This window comes from Streptomyces sp. NPDC029014 (genome assembly GCF_055564695.1).
Window position 1 is genome coordinate 57695 of sequence record NZ_JBVHVT010000010.1, and the last position, 18108, is coordinate 75802.

At 69.5% G+C, this 18108-nt stretch carries 22 protein-coding genes; 20 read left to right on the plus strand and 2 right to left on the minus strand.

Annotation, left to right across the window (positions count from 1 at the left end):
* The first annotated feature begins 3 nt into the window (after positions 1–3).
* From rplR to glmM, 19 genes are all read left to right on the plus strand, one after another.
* Complete coding sequence (gene rplR, locus ACZ4VL_RS07790; protein ID WP_042812338.1) at positions 4–387, plus strand: 50S ribosomal protein L18; 384 nt, start codon at positions 4–6, stop codon at positions 385–387.
* A gap of 45 nt (positions 388–432) precedes the next feature.
* Complete coding sequence (gene rpsE, locus ACZ4VL_RS07795) at positions 433–1035, plus strand: 30S ribosomal protein S5 (protein ID WP_007265914.1); 603 nt, start codon at positions 433–435, stop codon at positions 1033–1035.
* Positions 1035–1217 carry a 50S ribosomal protein L30 gene (gene rpmD, locus ACZ4VL_RS07800; RefSeq protein ID WP_005313525.1) on the plus strand — a complete coding sequence of 61 codons (183 nt, stop codon included), beginning with the start codon at positions 1035–1037 and terminating at the stop codon, positions 1215–1217. Before rpsE ends, rpmD begins: the two co-directional genes overlap by 1 nt.
* Before the next feature lie 2 nt (positions 1218–1219).
* Positions 1220–1675 (plus strand): 50S ribosomal protein L15, encoded by a 456-nt coding sequence (gene rplO, locus ACZ4VL_RS07805; protein WP_468197066.1) that lies wholly within the window; start codon positions 1220–1222, stop codon positions 1673–1675.
* Between the two features lie 188 nt (positions 1676–1863).
* Positions 1864–3177, plus strand: coding sequence for a preprotein translocase subunit SecY (gene secY, locus ACZ4VL_RS07810; protein WP_361090667.1), 1314 nt, complete (start codon positions 1864–1866; stop codon positions 3175–3177).
* Positions 3177–3824: an adenylate kinase gene (locus tag ACZ4VL_RS07815; protein WP_468197069.1), complete on the plus strand. Its 648-nt coding sequence runs from the start codon at positions 3177–3179 to the stop codon at positions 3822–3824. Before secY ends, ACZ4VL_RS07815 begins: the two co-directional genes overlap by 1 nt.
* Positions 3825–3914: 90 nt before the next feature.
* Positions 3915–4751: a type I methionyl aminopeptidase gene (gene map, locus ACZ4VL_RS07820; RefSeq protein WP_468197071.1), complete on the plus strand. Its 837-nt coding sequence runs from the start codon at positions 3915–3917 to the stop codon at positions 4749–4751.
* A gap of 128 nt (positions 4752–4879) precedes the next feature.
* The gene (gene infA, locus ACZ4VL_RS07825) at positions 4880–5101 is read left to right on the plus strand and encodes a translation initiation factor IF-1 (RefSeq protein WP_003956442.1); all 222 of its coding nucleotides are present in this window, start codon (positions 4880–4882) and stop codon (positions 5099–5101) included.
* A gap of 73 nt (positions 5102–5174) precedes the next feature.
* On the plus strand, positions 5175–5288 hold the full coding sequence (rpmJ, locus tag ACZ4VL_RS07830; RefSeq protein WP_003956441.1) for a 50S ribosomal protein L36: 114 nt from the start codon (positions 5175–5177) through the stop codon (positions 5286–5288).
* Positions 5289–5484: 196 nt separating this feature from the next.
* On the plus strand, positions 5485–5865 hold the full coding sequence (gene rpsM / locus ACZ4VL_RS07835) for a 30S ribosomal protein S13 (protein ID WP_179173322.1): 381 nt from the start codon (positions 5485–5487) through the stop codon (positions 5863–5865).
* A gap of 54 nt (positions 5866–5919) precedes the next feature.
* Entirely contained in the window at positions 5920–6324 is a 405-nt protein-coding gene (gene rpsK / locus ACZ4VL_RS07840) for a 30S ribosomal protein S11 (protein WP_003956432.1), read from the plus strand.
* A 147-nt stretch (positions 6325–6471) separates the two neighbouring features.
* Positions 6472–7494, plus strand: coding sequence for a DNA-directed RNA polymerase subunit alpha (locus ACZ4VL_RS07845; protein WP_003956430.1), 1023 nt, complete (start codon positions 6472–6474; stop codon positions 7492–7494).
* Between the two features lie 158 nt (positions 7495–7652).
* The gene (gene rplQ, locus ACZ4VL_RS07850; protein ID WP_468197074.1) at positions 7653–8129 is read left to right on the plus strand and encodes a 50S ribosomal protein L17; all 477 of its coding nucleotides are present in this window, start codon (positions 7653–7655) and stop codon (positions 8127–8129) included.
* A gap of 137 nt (positions 8130–8266) precedes the next feature.
* On the plus strand, positions 8267–9118 hold the full coding sequence (truA, locus tag ACZ4VL_RS07855; RefSeq protein WP_468197076.1) for a tRNA pseudouridine(38-40) synthase TruA: 852 nt from the start codon (positions 8267–8269) through the stop codon (positions 9116–9118).
* 80 nt (positions 9119–9198) lie between these two features.
* Positions 9199–10818, plus strand: a complete 1620-nt coding sequence (locus tag ACZ4VL_RS07860; RefSeq protein WP_468197077.1) for an ABC-F family ATP-binding cassette domain-containing protein — start codon at positions 9199–9201, stop codon at positions 10816–10818.
* A 38-nt stretch (positions 10819–10856) separates the two neighbouring features.
* Positions 10857–12137 (plus strand): glycosyltransferase family 87 protein, encoded by a 1281-nt coding sequence (locus tag ACZ4VL_RS07865; RefSeq protein WP_468197078.1) that lies wholly within the window; start codon positions 10857–10859, stop codon positions 12135–12137.
* Positions 12138–12375: 238 nt separating this feature from the next.
* Positions 12376–12819, plus strand: a complete 444-nt coding sequence (gene rplM, locus ACZ4VL_RS07870; protein ID WP_387265812.1) for a 50S ribosomal protein L13 — start codon at positions 12376–12378, stop codon at positions 12817–12819.
* A 42-nt stretch (positions 12820–12861) separates the two neighbouring features.
* Complete coding sequence (gene rpsI / locus ACZ4VL_RS07875; protein ID WP_361913690.1) at positions 12862–13377, plus strand: 30S ribosomal protein S9; 516 nt, start codon at positions 12862–12864, stop codon at positions 13375–13377.
* A 133-nt stretch (positions 13378–13510) separates the two neighbouring features.
* Positions 13511–14869 (plus strand): phosphoglucosamine mutase, encoded by a 1359-nt coding sequence (gene glmM / locus ACZ4VL_RS07880; protein ID WP_468197080.1) that lies wholly within the window; start codon positions 13511–13513, stop codon positions 14867–14869.
* Positions 14870–14909: 40 nt separating this feature from the next.
* Here the strand turns inward: glmM and ACZ4VL_RS07885 are convergent, their stop codons facing one another.
* Positions 14910–15869 (minus strand): DUF389 domain-containing protein, encoded by a 960-nt coding sequence (locus ACZ4VL_RS07885; protein WP_468197082.1) that lies wholly within the window; start codon positions 15867–15869, stop codon positions 14910–14912.
* Positions 15870–15956: 87 nt separating this feature from the next.
* A complete protein-coding gene (coaA, locus tag ACZ4VL_RS07890) occupies positions 15957–16952 on the minus strand; it encodes a type I pantothenate kinase (protein ID WP_361090636.1) in 996 nt (331 codons plus the stop codon).
* A 291-nt stretch (positions 16953–17243) separates the two neighbouring features.
* Between coaA and ACZ4VL_RS07895 the strand changes: the two genes are divergently transcribed.
* Entirely contained in the window at positions 17244–18023 is a 780-nt protein-coding gene (locus ACZ4VL_RS07895; RefSeq protein WP_468197084.1) for a hypothetical protein, read from the plus strand.
* The last annotated feature ends 85 nt before the right edge of the window (positions 18024–18108 follow it).

Sequence of the window (18108 nt, forward strand, 5' to 3'; positions counted from 1 at the left end):
GCCATGGCATACGGTGTGAAGATCGCCAAGGGCGACGCTTACAAGCGGGCTGCCAAGGCCCGCCGCCACATCCGCATCCGCAAGAACATGTCGGGTACGGCGGAGCGTCCGCGCCTCGTCGTGACGCGTTCGAACCGCGGCATCACCGCCCAGGTGATCGACGACCTCAAGGGTCACACCCTGGCGTCGGCGTCCCACCTGGACGCGTCTGTCCGTGGCGGCGAGGGCGACAAGTCCGCGCAGGCCAAGCAGGTCGGCGCCCTGGTCGCCGAGCGTGCGAAGGCTGCCGGCGTCGAGGCCGTCGTGTTCGACCGCGGTGGCAACCGCTACGCCGGGCGCATTGCCGCTCTGGCTGACGCCGCCCGCGAAGCCGGGCTGAAGTTCTAAGCCCCGGTTCCGGGACTCACGGACGTAACAGAGAGAGGTAATCCAATGGCTGGACCCCAGCGCCGCGGCAGCGGTGCCGGTGGCGGCGAGCGGCGGGACCGGAAGGGTCGCGACGGTGGCGCTGCCGCCGAGAAGACCGCTTACGTTGAGCGCGTTGTCGCGATCAACCGCGTCGCCAAGGTTGTCAAGGGTGGTCGTCGCTTCAGCTTCACCGCGCTCGTCGTGGTGGGTGACGGTGACGGCACCGTAGGTGTCGGTTACGGCAAGGCCAAGGAAGTTCCCGCGGCCATCGCCAAGGGCGTCGAGGAAGCCAAGAAGAACTTCTTCAAGGTTCCCCGCATCCAGGGCACCATCCCGCACCCGATCCAGGGCGAGAAGGCGGCCGGCGTTGTCCTGCTGAAGCCTGCTTCCCCCGGTACCGGTGTTATCGCCGGTGGCCCGGTGCGCGCCGTTCTGGAGTGCGCCGGCGTTCACGACATCCTGTCGAAGTCGCTCGGCTCCGACAACGCGATCAACATCGTGCACGCGACCGTGGAGGCCCTCAAGGGCCTGCAGCGTCCCGAGGAGATCGCGGCCCGCCGCGGTCTGCCGCTCGAGGACGTCGCCCCCGCGGCTCTGCTTCGTGCGCGTGCAGGGGCGGGTGTGTGATGGCTCGCCTCAAGATCACGCAGACGAAGTCGTACATCGGCAGCAAGCAGAACCACCGCGACACGCTGCGTTCGCTCGGGCTCAAGCGCCTGAACGACGTCGTCGTCAAGGAGGACCGCCCCGAGTTCCGCGGCATGGTGCACACCGTCCGCCACCTCGTGACGGTTGAGGAGGTTGACTAATCATGGCTGAGAACAGCCCGCTGAAGGCCCACAACCTCCGTCCGGCCCCCGGTGCCAAGACCGCGAAGACCCGTGTCGGTCGCGGTGAGGCGTCGAAGGGTAAGACGGCTGGTCGTGGTACCAAGGGTACGAAGGCCCGTTACCAGGTTCCGCAGCGCTTCGAGGGTGGGCAGATGCCCCTCCACATGCGCCTGCCGAAGCTGAAGGGTTTCAAGAACCCGTTCCGCACCGAGTTCCAGGTCGTGAACCTGGACAAGCTGGCCGCGCTCTACCCGCAGGGTGGCGAGGTCACGGTGGCCGACCTGGTCGCCAAGGGTGCCGTTCGCAAGAACCAGCTCGTCAAGGTCCTGGGCCAGGGCGAGATCTCCGTGGCGCTGACGGTCTCGGTTGACGCCGTTTCCGCCTCCGCCAAGGAGAAGATTGCCGCTGCCGGCGGCTCCGTCACCGAGCTCGTCTAAGACGAACCAGGTGACAGACACCGAGTAAAAACCTGACCGGGGATGCCTCACATTTGGGGCATCCCCGGTTGGTCGTTCCACGGGGGGCGCAGTCGCCGGTAAGGTGGCCTGCACCTTTGCTTGTACGTATTCGTCGAACCTCAGACCGTCACCTCTGACGCAGTAGCGCGGGGGTCGCAGGAGGCACCGTGCTCACCGCGTTCGCCCGGGCGTTCAAGACGCCCGACCTGCGCAAGAAGCTGCTCTTCACGCTCGGCATCATCGTGCTGTTCCGCCTCGGGTCCCATGTTCCGGTCCCCGGCGTGAACTACAAGAACGTCCAGATCTGTGTCGACCAGGCCGGAAGCAGCAACAGCCTCTTCGGTCTCGTCAACATGTTCAGCGGCGGCGCGCTGCTCCAGATCACGATCTTCGCGCTCGGGATCATGCCGTACATCACGGCGAGCATCATCCTGCAGCTGCTGACCGTGGTGATCCCGAAGCTGGAGACCCTCAAGAAGGAGGGCCAGTCCGGCACCGCGAAGATCACGCAGTACACGCGCTACCTGACGGTCGCGCTCGCCATCCTCCAGGGCACGGGTCTCGTCGCCACCGCCCGCACGGGTGCACTGTTCCAGGGCTGCCCGGTCGCGAGCCAGATCGTTCCCGACCGGTCGATCTTCACCACCATCACCATGGTCGTCACGATGACCGCCGGTACCTGTGTCGTCATGTGGCTCGGTGAGCTCGTGACCGACCGCGGCATCGGCAACGGCATGTCGATCCTGATGTTCATCTCGATCGCCGCCGGCTTCATCGGTGCGATGTGGCAGATCAAGCTCCAGGGCAAGATCGCCGACGGCTGGGTCGAGTTCGGCGTGGTGATCCTGGTCGGCCTGGCGATGGTCGCGCTGGTGGTCTTCGTCGAGCAGGCCCAGCGCCGCATCCCGGTGCAGTACGCGAAGCGCATGATCGGTCGCCGTGCGTACGGCGGCACCTCGACGTACATCCCGCTCAAGGTGAACCAGGCCGGTGTGATTCCGGTCATCTTCGCCTCGTCGCTGCTGTACATCCCGGCGCTGATCGTTCAGTTCAGCGGATCCACCGCAGACTGGGCGATCTGGATCCAAAAGCACTTCGTCAAGGGTGACCACCCGTACTACATCGCGGCCTACTTCCTCCTGATCGTCTTCTTCGCGTTCTTCTACGTGGCGATTTCCTTCAACCCCGAGGAAGTTGCAGACAACATGAAGAAGTATGGTGGGTTCATCCCGGGTATCCGTGCCGGTCGACCCACCGCCGAGTACCTGAGCTACGTGCTCAACCGGATCACCTGGCCGGGGTCGCTGTACCTGGGTCTGATCGCTCTAGTGCCGACGATGGCGTTGGCCGGCTTCGGAGCGAACCAGAACTTCCCGTTCGGCGGGACGAGCATCCTCATCATCGTGGGTGTGGGTCTGGAAACCGTGAAGCAGATCGAGAGCCAGCTCCAGCAGCGTAACTACGAAGGGTTCCTCCGCTGATGCGTATCGTCCTCGTCGGACCGCCCGGTGCGGGCAAGGGAACGCAGGCGGCGTTCCTTGCACAGAACCTGTCGATCCCGCACATCTCCACGGGCGACCTGTTCCGGGCCAACATCAGCCAGAACACCGAGCTGGGCCGCCGGGCGAAGGAGTTCATGGACGCCGGCAAGCTCGTCCCGGACGAGATCACCGTCGGTATGGCCAAGGACCGCATGGAGCAGCCGGACGCCGTGAACGGCTTCCTGCTGGACGGCTTCCCGCGCAACGTCTCGCAGGCCGAGGCCCTGGACGAGATGCTCCAGAGCGCGGGCATGAAGCTCGACGCCGTCCTCGACCTGGAGGTCGAGGAGGACGAGGTCGTCAAGCGCATCGCCGGCCGCCGGATCTGCCGCAACGACTCCGCGCACGTGTTCCACGTCGAGTACAGCGCGCCGAAGACCGCGGGCGTCTGCGACAAGTGCGGTGGCGAGCTGTACCAGCGCGACGACGACTCCGAGGCCACGGTCCGGACCCGGCTGGAGGTCTACCACACGCAGACCGAGCCGATCATCGACTACTACAAGGCCCAGGGCCTGCTGGTGACCATCCCCGCCCTCGGCAAGGTCGAGGAAGTCACGCAGCGCGCGATGGACGCCCTCAAGAAGTAGTACCCCTGCTGTGCGTACGGCCGCGGTGTCCCCGGGACACCGCGGCCGTACTGTTGAGAAGACCCGGTTCAAAAGGTGGAAGGCACGTTCATGGTCCAGATCAAGACCCCCGAGCAGATCGCGAAGATGCGCGAGGCAGGGCTGGTCGTCGCCGCGATCCACGCGGCGACCCGCGAGGCGGCCGTCCCGGGCGCCACGACGCGGGATCTGGACATGGTCGCCCGCAAGGTGATCGCCGACGCCGGCGCGAAGTCGAACTTCCTGGGCTACGGCGGCTTCCCCGCGACCATCTGCACCTCGGTGAACGAGGTCGTCGTCCACGGCATCCCGGACGACAAGACGGTCCTGAAGGACGGCGACGTCATCTCGATCGACGCCGGCGCGATCGTCGACGGCTGGCACGGCGACGCGGCCTTCACCGCCTTCGTGGGCTCCGGTCACGCTCCGGAGCTCCTGGAGCTCTCCCGGGTGACCGAGGAGTCCATGTGGGCCGGTATCGCCGCGATGCGCAACGGCAACCGCCTCGTGGACATCTCGAAGGCGATCGAGGGCTACATCCGCCGCCAGCCGCGGCCCGCGACCGGCAAGTACGGGATCATCGAGGACTACGGCGGCCACGGCATCGGCTCCGAGATGCACATGGACCCGCACCTGCTGAACTACGTCTCGCGCAAGCGGGGCAAGGGCGTCAAGCTGGTCCCGGGCCTCTGCCTGGCGATCGAGCCGATGGTCTCCCTCGGTACCGCCCGGACGGAGGTACTGGCGGACGACTGGACGGTGGTCACCACGGACGGCACCTGGTCCTCGCACTGGGAGCACTCCGTCGCTCTGACGGAGGACGGCCCCATCGTCCTGACCAGCCCGGACTGTGGAAAGGCGAAGCTGGCGGAGTACGGGGTCACCACGGCTCCGGACCCCCTCGGTTAATGATCTAGACTCATGGGCAAACTTTCCGGATTCGTCTTTCTGGGTGCCCTGACGTAGACTGACTCGTCGGCTTACGTGCATTCCCATGTCCGTGGGCCGATCAAGGTAGCCGATTCGAAAGGCGAAGCGTGGCCAAGAAGCAAGGTGCCATCGAGATCGAGGGCACCGTGATCGAGTCCCTCCCGAACGCCATGTTCAAGGTGGAGCTCCAGAACGGTCACAAGGTCCTCGCGCACATCAGCGGCAAGATGCGCATGCACTACATCCGCATCCTGCCCGATGACCGGGTCGTCGTGGAGCTCTCTCCGTACGACCTGACGCGTGGCCGGATCGTCTACCGATACAAGTAGATCTTGCTCTCACTCCTGCCTGGGCTCACGTCCCGGTGCGGGTGGTGGCACTGACCCGGAGAACCTTAAGAACATGAAGGTCAAGCCGAGCGTCAAGAAGATCTGCGACAAGTGCAAGGTGATCCGCCGTCACGGCCGGGTCATGGTCATCTGCGACAACCTGCGCCACAAGCAGCGCCAGGGCTGACGCACGCCGACCGACCTGCACTTCGCAGTTCTTCGCGCGACGTAAGAAAACGTACATACGCAGGACCCGCCCAGCCCTCACGGGGGCCGGCGGCACCTCCGGCGGGGGCCGGGGACCCGGACGTACCACTGCCCACGGGCGGTCGGCGGTCGGGATCGGTTCTGCGGAAGACCCCCGAGCACACAGGAGCCATTGAATGGCACGCGTTTCCGGTGTCGACATCCCGCGCGAAAAGCGCGTGGAGATCGCACTCACCTACGTCTTCGGTATCGGGCGCACCCGGTCCAAGGAGATCCTCGCCTCGACCGGCGTGAACCCGAACACCCGCGTTCGTGACCTGTCCGAAGAGGACCTGGTCAAGATCCGCGAGTACGTGGACGCCAACCTCCGCACCGAGGGTGACCTCCGCCGCGAGATCCAGGCCGACATCCGCCGCAAGGTGGAGATCGGCTGCTACCAGGGTCTGCGTCACCGCCGTGGCCTGCCGGTCCGCGGTCAGCGCACCAGCACGAACGCGCGTACCCGCAAGGGCCCGCGTCGCGCGATCGCCGGCAAGAAGAAGCCGGGCAAGAAGTAGTCCTGTTCAGCGGTCTTGCGCTGTAGGACCGACCACCTCCCGTAGGAGTAAGAGATGCCCCCCAAGGGTCGTCAGGGCGCTGCCAAGAAGGTGCGCCGCAAGGAAAAGAAGAACGTCGCTCACGGGCACGCCCACATCAAGAGCACGTTCAACAACACGATCGTCTCGATCACGGACCCGTCCGGCAACGTGATCTCCTGGGCCTCCGCCGGCCACGTCGGCTTCAAGGGCTCGCGCAAGTCCACCCCCTTCGCCGCGCAGATGGCCGCCGAGTCGGCCGCCCGCCGCGCGCAGGAGCACGGCATGCGCAAGGTCGACGTCTTCGTGAAGGGTCCGGGCTCCGGCCGCGAGACCGCGATCCGCTCCCTCCAGGCCACCGGCCTCGAGGTCGGCTCGATCCAGGACGTCACCCCCACCCCGCACAACGGCTGCCGTCCGCCGAAGCGCCGCCGCGTCTGACGCAGCGGACGCACCTGTGCGTCTTTGAGTGTCCGGGCGGTACGACCCCTTCGGGGGCCGTGCCGCCCGTACCCTTGCAGTACCGCTGTACCCGTACAGCACTTGTCGGGCGTCAAATAGTGGGCGTCCACGACTGAAGGAAAAGACATGCTTATCGCTCAGCGTCCTTCGCTGACCGAAGAGGTCGTCGACGAGTACCGCTCCCGGTTCGTGATCGAGCCGCTGGAGCCGGGCTTCGGCTACACCCTCGGCAACTCCCTGCGCCGTACCCTCCTGTCCTCGATCCCGGGTGCCGCTGTCACCAGCATCCGCATCGACGGCGTCCTGCACGAGTTCACCACCGTGCCGGGCGTCAAGGAGGACGTGACCGACCTCATCCTCAACATCAAGCAGCTGGTCGTCTCCTCGGAGCACGACGAGCCGGTCGTGATGTACCTGCGCAAGCAGGGTCCCGGCCTGGTGACCGCCGCCGACATCGCGCCCCCGGCCGGTGTCGAGGTGCACAACCCGGACCTGGTCCTCGCCACCCTGAACGGCAAGGGCAAGCTGGAGATGGAGCTGACCGTCGAGCGCGGTCGCGGCTACGTCTCCGCCGTCCAGAACAAGCAGGTGGGCCAGGAGATCGGCCGTATCCCGGTCGACTCCATCTACAGCCCGGTGCTCAAGGTCACCTACAAGGTCGAGGCGACCCGTGTCGAGCAGCGCACCGACTTCGACAAGCTGATCGTCGACGTCGAGACCAAGCAGGCCATGCGCCCGCGCGACGCCATGGCGTCCGCCGGTAAGACCCTGGTCGAGCTGTTCGGTCTGGCCCGCGAGCTCAACATCGACGCCGAGGGCATCGACATGGGCCCGTCCCCGACGGACGCCGCCCTGGCCGCCGACCTGGCGCTGCCGATCGAGGAGCTGGAGCTCACGGTCCGCTCCTACAACTGCCTCAAGCGCGAGGGCATCCACTCCGTGGGTGAGCTCGTCGCCCGCTCCGAGGCCGACCTGCTCGACATCCGCAACTTCGGTGCGAAGTCGATCGACGAGGTCAAGGCGAAGCTGGCCGGCATGGGCCTGGCCCTGAAGGACAGCCCGCCCGGGTTCGACCCGACCGCTGCTGCCGACGCCTTCGGCGCGGACGACGACGCCGACGCCGGCTTCGTCGAGACCGAGCAGTACTGATCCCTGGGGGCCCGCCCCCAGAGGATCGCAACGTCGACACCGAGCAGTACTGAGCAGTACCCAGCAGTACCCATGCAATGACTTCCCCGGGGCGTCCGCCCCGGGGGAACTGACACCGGTACCTGACACGGCCGGTGCAGATACGAAGGAGTAACACCATGCCGCGTCCCGCCAAGGGAGCCCGTCTGGGCGGCAGCGCCGCGCACGAGAAGCTTCTCCTCGCGAACCTCGCGAAGTCGCTGTTCGAGCACGGCCGCATCACGACGACCGAGGCCAAGGCCCGCCGCCTGCGTCCGGTCGCCGAGCGTCTGATCACCAAGGCGAAGAAGGGCGACATCCACAACCGTCGCCTGGTTCTCCAGACGATCACGGACAAGGGCATCGTGCACACGCTGTTCACCGAGATCGCCCCGCGCTTCGAGAACCGCCCCGGTGGTTACACGCGCATCACCAAGATCGGCAACCGTCGCGGCGACAACGCCCCGATGGCGGTCATCGAGCTCGTCGAGGCCCTGACCGTGGCCCAGCAGGCCACCGGTGAGGCCGAGGCCGCCACCAAGCGTGCGGTCAAGGAGGCCGAGGCCAAGGCTGAGGCCGAGGCCCCCGCCGAGGTCGAGGAGACCAAGGAGGCCTGATCCTCCGGGATCGCGCCTGCCTGATCGGCTCTGAACGGGCCCGCCCCTCCCCGGGGCGGGCCCGTTCTGCGTTGGTCCGCGTTGGTCTGCAGTGGTCTGCATTGGTTCACGAGCATGCGCTTGAGAGGATCGGTCACGTGAGTGACGAGGTGGAGCCCGGGCACGTCCGGGTCAGGCTGGACCTGTCGTACGACGGCACGCACTTCTCCGGCTGGGCGAAGCAGCGCACGCTGCGGACCGTCCAGGGCGAGTTGGAGTCGGCCCTGCAGACCGTGATGCGGCTGCCCTACCCGGTCGAGCTGACCGTGGCCGGGCGGACCGACGCGGGCGTGCACGCCCGGGGGCAGGTCGCCCAGTTCGACCTGGCCGAGGAGGTGTGGGCGGACCACGGCGACAAGCTGCTGCGCCGCCTCGCGGGCAAGCTGCCGCGCGACGTACGGGTCTGGAAGGTGGCCGAGGCCCCGGCGGGCTTCAACGCCCGGTTCTCCGCCGTGTGGCGCCGCTACGCGTACCGGGTGGGGGACCACCCCGCGGGAGTGGACCCGCTGCTGCGGGGCCACGTGCTGTGGCACCCGTGGCCGTTGGACGTCGACGCCATGAACGAGGCCGCCGCGGAGCTGCTCGGCGAGCACGACTTCGCCGCGTACTGCCGCAGGCGCGAGGGCGCCACCACCATCCGCACCCTGCAGCAGCTGCACTGGGAGCGGGACGAGGACGGGATCGCCACGGCGACCGTCCGCGCCGACGCCTTCTGCCACAACATGGTCCGCTCGCTGGTCGGCGCCCTGCTGCACGTCGGGGACGGGCACCGGCCCACCGACTGGCCCGGCAAGGTGCTGCGGGCCGCCGTACGGGACTCCTCGGTGCACGTGGTCAAGCCGCACGGGCTGACCCTGGAGGAGGTCGGCTACCCGGCGGACGAGCTGCTGGCCGCCCGCAGCAAGGAGGCGCGGAACGTGCGCACGCTGCCCGGCTCCGGCTGCTGCTGACCCCGCCGTCGTACGGCCCGGGTCGCTCCCGCCGGTAATGCGTTTGGGCGCACTCCACCCGGGCCGGGACAATGCCCCGCATGGGACACCTCGAAGCCAGCCACCTGGAGTACTACCTTCCCGACGGTCGGGTCCTCCTCCCCGACGTCTCCTTCCGGGTGGGGGAGGGGGCGGTCGTCGCCCTGGTCGGGGCGAACGGGGCCGGCAAGACCACCCTGCTGAAGCTGGTCTCCGGTGAGCTCCAGCCGCACGGGGGCGGCGTCACCGTCAGCGGCGGCCTCGGCGTGATGTCGCAGTTCGTGGGCTCCGTGCGGGACGAGACGACCGTGCGGGACCTGCTGGTCTCGGTGGCCCAGCCGCGGATCCGGGACGCCGCCCGGGCCGTCGACCACGCCGAACACATGATCATGACGGTGGACGACGAGGCCGCCCAGATGGCCTACGCGCAGGCGCTCAGCGACTGGGCCGACGTCCGCGGGTACGAGGCCGAGACCCTGTGGGACGTGTGCACCACGGCCGCGCTGGGGGTCCCGTACGACCGGGCCCAGTTCCGCGAGGTGCGCACCCTGTCGGGCGGCGAGCAGAAGCGGCTCGTGCTGGAGGCGCTGCTGCGCGGGCCGGACGAGGTGCTGCTCCTCGACGAGCCGGACAACTACCTCGACGTCCCGGGCAAGCGGTGGCTGGAGGAGCAGCTGAAGGCCACCCGCAAGACGGTGCTCTTCGTCAGCCACGACCGGGAGCTGCTGTCCCGGGCCGCCGAGAAGATCATCAGCCTGGAGCCGAGCCCGACGGGCACGGACGTGTGGGTGCACGGCGCGGGCTTCGACACGTACCACGACGCCCGCAAGGAGCGCTTCGCACGCTTCGAGGAGCTCAAGCGGCGCTGGGACGAGGAGCACGCCCGCCTGAAGGCGCTCGTGCTGCGGCTGCGCAACCAGGCCGCGAGCAGCCCCGACATGGCCTCGCGCTACCGGGCGATGCAGACCCGCTTCCAGAAGTTCGAGGAGGCCGGGCCGCCGCCGGAGCCGCCGCGCGAGCAGGAGATCCGGATGCGGCTGCGCGGCGGGCGCACCGGCGTGCGCGCGCTGACCGTGGAGAACCTGGAGCTGACCGGCCTGATGAAGCCGTTCTCGCTGGAGGTCTACTACGGGGAGCGGGTCGGCGTGCTCGGCTCGAACGGCTCGGGGAAGTCGCACTTCCTGCGGCTGCTCGCCGGCGAGGACGTGGCCCACACGGGGCAGTGGAAGCTGGGCGCCCGCGTGGTCCCCGGCCACTTCGCGCAGACCCACGCCCACCCGGAGCTGTTCGGCCGCACCCTCGTCGACATCCTGTGGACGGAGAGCGCCAAGGACCGGGGCGCCGCGATGTCCGTGCTGCGCCGCTACGAGCTGGAGCGCCAGGGCGACCAGCCGTTCGAGAAGCTCTCGGGCGGCCAGCAGGCCCGCTTCCAGATCCTGCTGCTGGAGCTGGCGGGCACCACGGCGCTGCTGCTGGACGAGCCGACGGACAACCTGGACCTGGAGTCCGCGGAGGCGCTGCAGGACGGCCTTGAGGCGTACGAGGGAACCGTGCTCTGCGTCACGCACGACCGCTGGTTCGCGCGCACATTTGACCGTTTCCTGGTCTTCGGTTCAGACGGTGTTGTACGGGAGACTCGGGAACCCGTCTGGGACGAACGTAGGGTCGAGCGGGAACGCTAGGGGGAGCCCGCCCCCGGGCGATTCGATCGGGAGGCGTTGTGCGGCTGCGGCCTGGCACCTGGCTCAGGAATCGGTACGACCCGGTGGCGCGGCGGGACCTGGCCGCCCGGCTGCTGGCGCCCGCGCCCCGGCTCTGGTTCGCCGGCATGCTGCTCGTGGTGCTCGGGATCTCCGTCGCCACCAGCCTGCGGGCCAACTGGGGCTCGGACAACGCCTTCGTGGTGAAGGCCGCCGAGACGCTGCTGGCGGGCGGCTCGCCGTACGAGGACAAGCGCTTCCTGTACCTGCCGAGCGCCGTGGTCATGGCCGTCCCGGAGGCGCTGCTGCCGACGCCGGTGCTGCGCTGGGTGCTCCCGCTGGTGATGTCCGCGCTGCTGGCCGTGGGCTGGTGGGCGGCGCTGCGGCTGTTCTCGGTGCCGGCCCGGTCGCGGTTCGCGGTCGGCGGGTTCGCCGTCCTCGCGCTGGCCTTCCGGCCGTACGTGAACCTCGTCCTGATAGGCAACTGGACGGCCGTGTCGGCAGCCGCCCTGCCCGTCGCCCTGCTGTTCGCGCACCGGCGCTCGTGGACGGCCGCCGGCCTGGTGGTGGGGCTGGCGATCGCCTGCAAGCCGATGCTGGTGCCGATCGGGCTGCTGTTCGTGCTGGCCCGGCGGTGGCGGGGGCTGGCGGCGGCCGTACTGGTGCCGCTGGGGGTGTCGCTGCTGGGCGCGCTGGTGATGCCGAGCCCGACGCTGTTCTTCACCAAGACGCTGCCCTTCCTGCTCCGGGGGCAGGACGCGTACGCCCTGCCCTGGGACGCCTCGCCGATCGCGGTGCTGCCCCGGCTGGGGGTGCCGCAGCCGGTCGCGGTGCTGGTCGCGGGGGCGGGGGCGCTGGCCGGGCTGTGGGCGGCCCGGCAGCGCTGGCGGCGTGAGGACGACCGGGACGGGGGCGAGCTGCGGCTGGCGGAGACGGCCTGCATGGTGATGCTCGCCGCATTCCTGGTGTCCCGGCCGTCCTTCGACCACTACCTGCTGGTGGTGCTCCCGCTGCTGCTCGCCTCGGGGGTGCGGGCGGGGTCGGCGGTGCGTTCGGGCTGGTTCTGGGTGGGTATGTTCCCGCAGGTCGCGGGGGTGCCGTGGCCCTCGGAGCTGGAGCGCAAGAGGCGGGCGTTCAAGGACTGCTTCACGCTGTGCGTGTGGGCGGGCACCCTCGTTCGGCGGTGTTCGCGTTCGGCGCGGGTTAACCTGGAAGGCGTACGAACTGCAGGGACCCTTCCCGGGCCCGGAACAGAGCGCACAGCGGAGCCCGCCGAGGCGGGCTCCAGGCCTGCGTTTTGACCCTTCCAGGGCACGGTGGGTATCCTGCTGGTTCGTTATGCGTATTGGCTTGCTCATTCTCACGTGAAAGGGCCTTACGCCGGTCCACCGGGCCGATGACCAGCGGTACACACGGGTTGCGTCCCCGATGTGAACCAGGGCTGTCGTGATCGTCCGTGGTGGCCTTGTCAGGACCCTTCCCTTCGGGCCGAGAGGCTCGGGGGAGAACCCATCACTGAAGAAGCGAAGGCATACGACCGTGCGTACGTACAGCCCCAAGCCCGGCGACATCTCGCGCCAGTGGCTCGTCATCGACGCCCAGGACGTCGTCCTCGGCCGTCTGGCGACCCAGGCCGCTACCCTCCTGAAGGGCAAGCACAAGCCGACCTACGCCCCCCACATGGACATGGGCGACTTCGTCATCGTCATCAACGCCGACAAGGTCCACCTGTCCGGCAACAAGGCGTCCCAGAAGATGGCCTACCGCCACTCCGGCTTCCCGGGCGGTCTGCGCTCCGTGCGCTACGACGACCTGCTGGCGAACAACCCGGAGAAGGCCGTCGAGAAGGCCGTCAAGGGCATGCTCCCCAAGAACTCCCTGGGCCGTCAGATGCTCTCGAAGCTGAAGGTCTACTCGGGCGACCAGCACCCGCACGCTGCCCAGCAGCCGGTGCCGTTCGAGATCACCCAGGTCGCGCAGTAGTTCCGGCCACCCCCTAAGACGTAGAGAATTCTGAGGAGCATCGTGGCCGAGACCACCGCCGAGACCCCCGTCGACGAGTTCGAGGGCGTCGAGGAGTACACCACCGAGTCGGACGTCGTCGTCGAGGGCGACTACACCTCCGAGTCCCTTGCCGGTCGCTTCGGCGACCCCCAGCCGGCCGCCGGCCTGGGCCGTCGCAAGAACGCCATCGCCCGCGTCCGGATCGTTCCGGGCACCGGCAAGTGGAAGATCAACGGTCGCACCCTTGAGGACTACTTCCCGAACAAGGTGCACCAGCAGGAAGTCAACGAGCCGTTCAAGCTCCTGGAGCTCGACGGTCGTTACGACGTCATCGCCCGCATCGCGGGTGGCGGCGTCTCCGGCCAGGCCGGCGCCCTGCGCCTCGGCGTGGCCCGTGCGCTGAACGAGGCGGACGTGGACAACAACCGCCCGGCGCTGAAGAAGGCCGGCTTCCTCTCCCGCGACGACCGTGCGGTCGAGCGCAAGAAGGCCGGTCTCAAGAAGGCCCGTAAGGCTCCGCAGTACAGCAAGCGCTAATCTGCGCCTGCTGTTCAGCAACGACCGCCCCGGCAGCACTCTCTGTGCTGTCGGGGCGGTTCGTTTACCGCCACAAGCGGCACATACCTGTCACCAGCGGTCTCAAGCGAAGCGCGATCTTGGGAGGACAACAGTGGGACAACTCTTCGGAACGGACGGTGTACGCGGCGTCGCCAATGCGGATCTGACGGCTGAGCTGGCGCTCGGCCTCTCCGTGGCAGCGGCCCACGTACTGGCCGAGGCCGGCACCTTCGCGGGCCACCGGCCGACGGCCGTCGTCGGCCGCGACCCCCGGGCCTCGGGCGAATTCCTGGAGGCCGCGGTCGTCGCGGGCCTCGCGAGCGCGGGCGTGGACGTCCTGCGCGTCGGTGTGCTGCCCACTCCGGCGGTGGCGTATCTCACCGGTGCGCTGGGTGCCGACCTCGGCGTGATGCTCTCCGCCTCCCACAACGCCATGCCCGACAACGGCATCAAGTTCTTCGCCCGCGGCGGCCACAAGCTCGCCGACGAGCTGGAGGACCGGATCGAGGCCGTCTACGAGGAGCACCGCACGGGCGCGCCCTGGGACCGCCCCACCGGCGCAGGCGTCGGCCGGGTCTCCGACTACGACGAGGGCTTCGACAAGTACGTCGCCCACCTCATCGGGGTCCTCCCCAACCGCCTCGACGGGCTGAAGATCGTCCTGGACGAGGCGCACGGCGCGGCCGCCCGCGTCTCGCCCGAGGCCTTCGCCCGGGCCGGCGCCGAGATCGTCACCATCGGTGCCGAGCCCGACGGCCTGAACATCAACGACGGCTGCGGCTCCACCCACCTCGACCTGCTCAAGCAGGCCGTCGTCGAGCACGGCGCCGACCTCGGCATCGCCCACGACGGCGACGCCGACCGCTGCCTCGCCGTCGACGCCTCCGGTGCCGAGGTCGACGGCGACCAGATCCTCGCGGTGCTGGCCCTGGCCATGCGCGAGGCCGGCACCCTGCGCGGCAACACCGTCGTCGGCACGGTCATGTCCAACCTGGGCTTCAAGCTGGCCATGGAGTCCGAGGGCATCCAGGTCGTGCAGACCGGAGTCGGCGACCGGTACGTGCTGGAGGCGATGAAGGAGCACGGCTACGCGCTGGGCGGCGAGCAGTCCGGCCACGTGATCATCCTCGACCACGCGACGACCGGTGACGGCACGCTGACCGGCCTGATGCTGGCCGCGCGCCTCGCGGCCACCGGCCGGTCGCTGGCTGAGCTGGCCGGTGTCATGCAGCGGCTGCCGCAGGTCCTGATCAACGTGCCCGACGTGGACAAGTCGCGGGTCGCCACCTCCGGCGAGCTGGCCGTGGCCGTCGGCGACGCCGAGCGCGAGCTGGGCACCACCGGCCGGGTGCTGCTCCGTCCGTCCGGTACGGAGCCCCTCGTCCGGGTGATGGTGGAGGCCGCCGACATCGAGCAGGCCCGCGCGGTGGCGGGACGCCTCGCGGACGCCGTGAAGACGGCCCTCGGCTAGTCGCTCCCGCCGCTCGTCCTCCCGCGTACGCCTGACCGGGCTACGGGCGCCGTGGCGCATCCGGCCGCCGGACCATCCGGTGCTGCTGGGTGCGCCACAGCAGTTTCCAGCCCACGAGGGTCGCGGTCCCGGCCAGGACGATGCCGCACAGGTTCAGCAGCAGCTGGGTCGCCGAGCCCCACATCTGCGGGTAGTCCCCGAAGCTGAAGGCCACGGCGGCGTTCGCGGCGGCCGGGACGGTGGTGACCGAGATCGCCACGCCGACCAGGGCGCCGGCCTTCGCCGAGGTCAGGGACAGGGTGCCGGCCATGCCGGCCAGCAGGGCCACGATGAAGGAGAACGGGTCGGGCTGCCAGATGAAGCTGGTGTTCGGCCGCGGGTTCTCCAGCATCGCCTCGTCGAACTGGCCCAACCCGGTCATCGCCAGGCTGAACAGGGTCGTCGCCGCCATCGCCACCGTGAAGCCCACCACCAGGGCGAAGGCGGACCGGCCGGCGAGCCCCGGCTCCCGCTGCACCAGCCCGGTGCAGATCCCGGCGAGCGGCCCGAACTCGGGGCCGAGGGCCATCGCGCCCACGATCAGGACGGCGTTGTCGAGGACCACGCCGCAGGCCGCGATCATCGTCGCGATGCCGAGGAACAGCAGGTAGGTGATGGTGAGCGTGGACTCCTCGTGCGTCGCCTCGGCCAGCTGCTCCCAGATCACGGCGTCCGCGGCCTCGCCCGGGGCCTCCCGCTCCGCCGCCTCGGCGCGGGCGGACAGGGACAGGTCGATGTGGCCGACCGCGACGGAGCCGTCCCGGTCGACGCCCAGCTGCCGCAGCCCGTGCAGCAGCTCGTCCCCGGCCTCGCGGGCCACGTCGCACAACACGATGTCGCCGGCCGGTTCGCGGGCGGCCCCGGGGAGCAACGCCACGTGCGTGGTGCCGACCGTCCGGCCGATCAGTGCGAGCACGGCGTCGGTCCGGTCGTGCGGCGCGATGATCCGCAGATGCAGCATGCCCGCACAGTAGTCCTCGCGGGGCCCGCGGCAGCGCTGCCGACGCGGTCGGCGCCGCGGCCGGCAGTGCCAGCGGCGTCGGCCGGGTCAGAGCTTGCGCAGGCTGAGCTTCTGCACCTTGTGGTCGGGGCCCTTGCGGACGACGAGGGTGGCGCGGCCGCGGGTGGGGGCCACGTTCTCCAGCAGGTTGGGCTTGTTGATCGTCCGCCACATCGTCTGCGCGTACTCCAGGGCCTCCTCCTCGGAGACCTGCGTGTACTTGCGGAAGTACGAGAACGGGTTCTGGAAGGCGGTCGCGCGCAGTTTCCGGAACCGGTTGAGGTACCAGCGCTCGATGTCCTCGGGGCGTGCGTCCACGTACACGCTGAAGTCGAAGTAGTCGGCGAGGCCGACCCGGGTGCGCCCGTCCTTGCCGGGCAGGGCCGGCTGGAGCACGTTCAGGCCCTCGACGATCAGGATGTCCGGGCGGCGGACGACGAGCTGCTCGTCGGGGACGATGTCGTAGATCAGGTGAGAGTAGACCGGGGCGGTGACCTCGTCCTTGCCGGCCTTGATGTCGGCGACGAAGCGGGTCAGCGCGCGGCGGTCGTAGGACTCGGGGAAGCCCTTGCGGGAGGTGAGCCCGCGCCGCTCCAGCTCCTTCATGGGGTAGAGGAAGCCGTCGGTGGTGACGAGCTCCACGCGCGGGTGCTCGGGCCAGCGCGCCAGCAGGGCCTGGAGCAGACGGGCCACGGTGGACTTGCCGACGGCGACCGAGCCGGCGACGCCGATGACGAAGGGGGTGCCCTGCTGGCTGCCGTGGCCGGTGCCGCCGGCGTCGCCGAGGAAGGTGTTGAGGGTGCCGCGCAGGGTGCTGGTCGCGCCGACGTACAGGTTGAGCAGGCGGGAGAGCGGCAGGTAGATGTCGCGGACCTCGTCGAGGTCGATGACGTCGCCGAGGCCGCGCAGCTGCTCGACCTCCTCGGCGGTCAGCGGCAGGGGGGTGCGCTCGCGCAGGGCGCTCCACTCGGCGCGGGTGAGGTCGACGTACGGCGAGACCTCGGCCCGGCGCGGGGACCGCTCGGGCCGCTCGGTGCGCTTCATCGCGCAGTCCGGTTCGGGCGTGCTGCTTCGTGGCGGCGAAGTGATCACAGGGCCATTGTCGTGGCTCGGCGCCGCTCGTGGGTGGTGGGGTCGGTCACGTGGCCGCGGTGAGGAGGTCGCTTTCGGTCTCGCTGTGGTCACGATCGGCCACGAACGGGCGTTCGGAGGGGTGGCCGTCGGCGGGGCCACGTACATTGCTGATCACCGTGGCTCCGGCGTGCTCCCCCGGGGAGTGGGCGCCGTCCGGGCCGTTCCGTTCGTCTTCTGCACCACCCCTGGGGGAGATCCTTCGTGCGCAGCACCCTTGTCCGCCGTTCCGTCATGACCGCTTCCGCCGCCGCGCTGGCGCTGCTCGCGACCGCCTGCGGCTCGTCCGACTCCAAGGACGGGGCCAAGGCCGACGCCCCGGCGTCCGCCGCCGCCCCGGCCGCGTCCGCGGCCCCCGCCGCTAAGGGCAAGACGGACGCCGATCTCGCTTCGGTGATCGTGAAGCAGGCCGACCTGCCGGAGCACGTGCTCAAGGAGGCCACGCCGGCCGAGGCCGCCGCCGGCGCCGCCGCCACCAGCGACAAGCCCGAGTGCCTGCCGCTGGTCAAGGCGCAGAGCCTCGCCACGGTCGGCACGGCCACCGGTGCCGCCCGGACCAAGGCCGTCGCCAAGCCGAAGGAGCCGGCCGCCGGCGCCAGCGCCGAGGAGAAGATGAAGGCCGCGATGGACGCCCTCGGCGCCCCTGTCACCGCCGTGACCGTCGCCTCGTACGACGGCAAGGGCGCCGAGGACGCCTTCGCCGCCCTGAAGACCGCGGGCACGGCCTGCGCCGGCGGCTACGCGGCCACCGGCGGCGGCGACACCGGCAAGATCACCAAGGTGGCCGCGGGCACCCCGGTCACCGCGGGCGACGCCGCCCTGGCCTACACGGTCGAGGCCGACGCCGACGGCGAGAAGATCTCGACGCAGCTCGTGGTCGTCCGCAAGGGCAACACCCTGGCGACCTTCTCCGCGGTCAGCCTGAAGGGTGCCGCCGAACAGCCCAAGGCGGTCGTCGACGCGCAGGTCAAGAAGCTCGGCTGAGCCCGGACCCGGGGCCGCCGCACCTGAACCACCGTCAACCCCGCTCCGGCGCGTTCGCCGGGGCGGGGTTTTCGTCTTGCCCAAG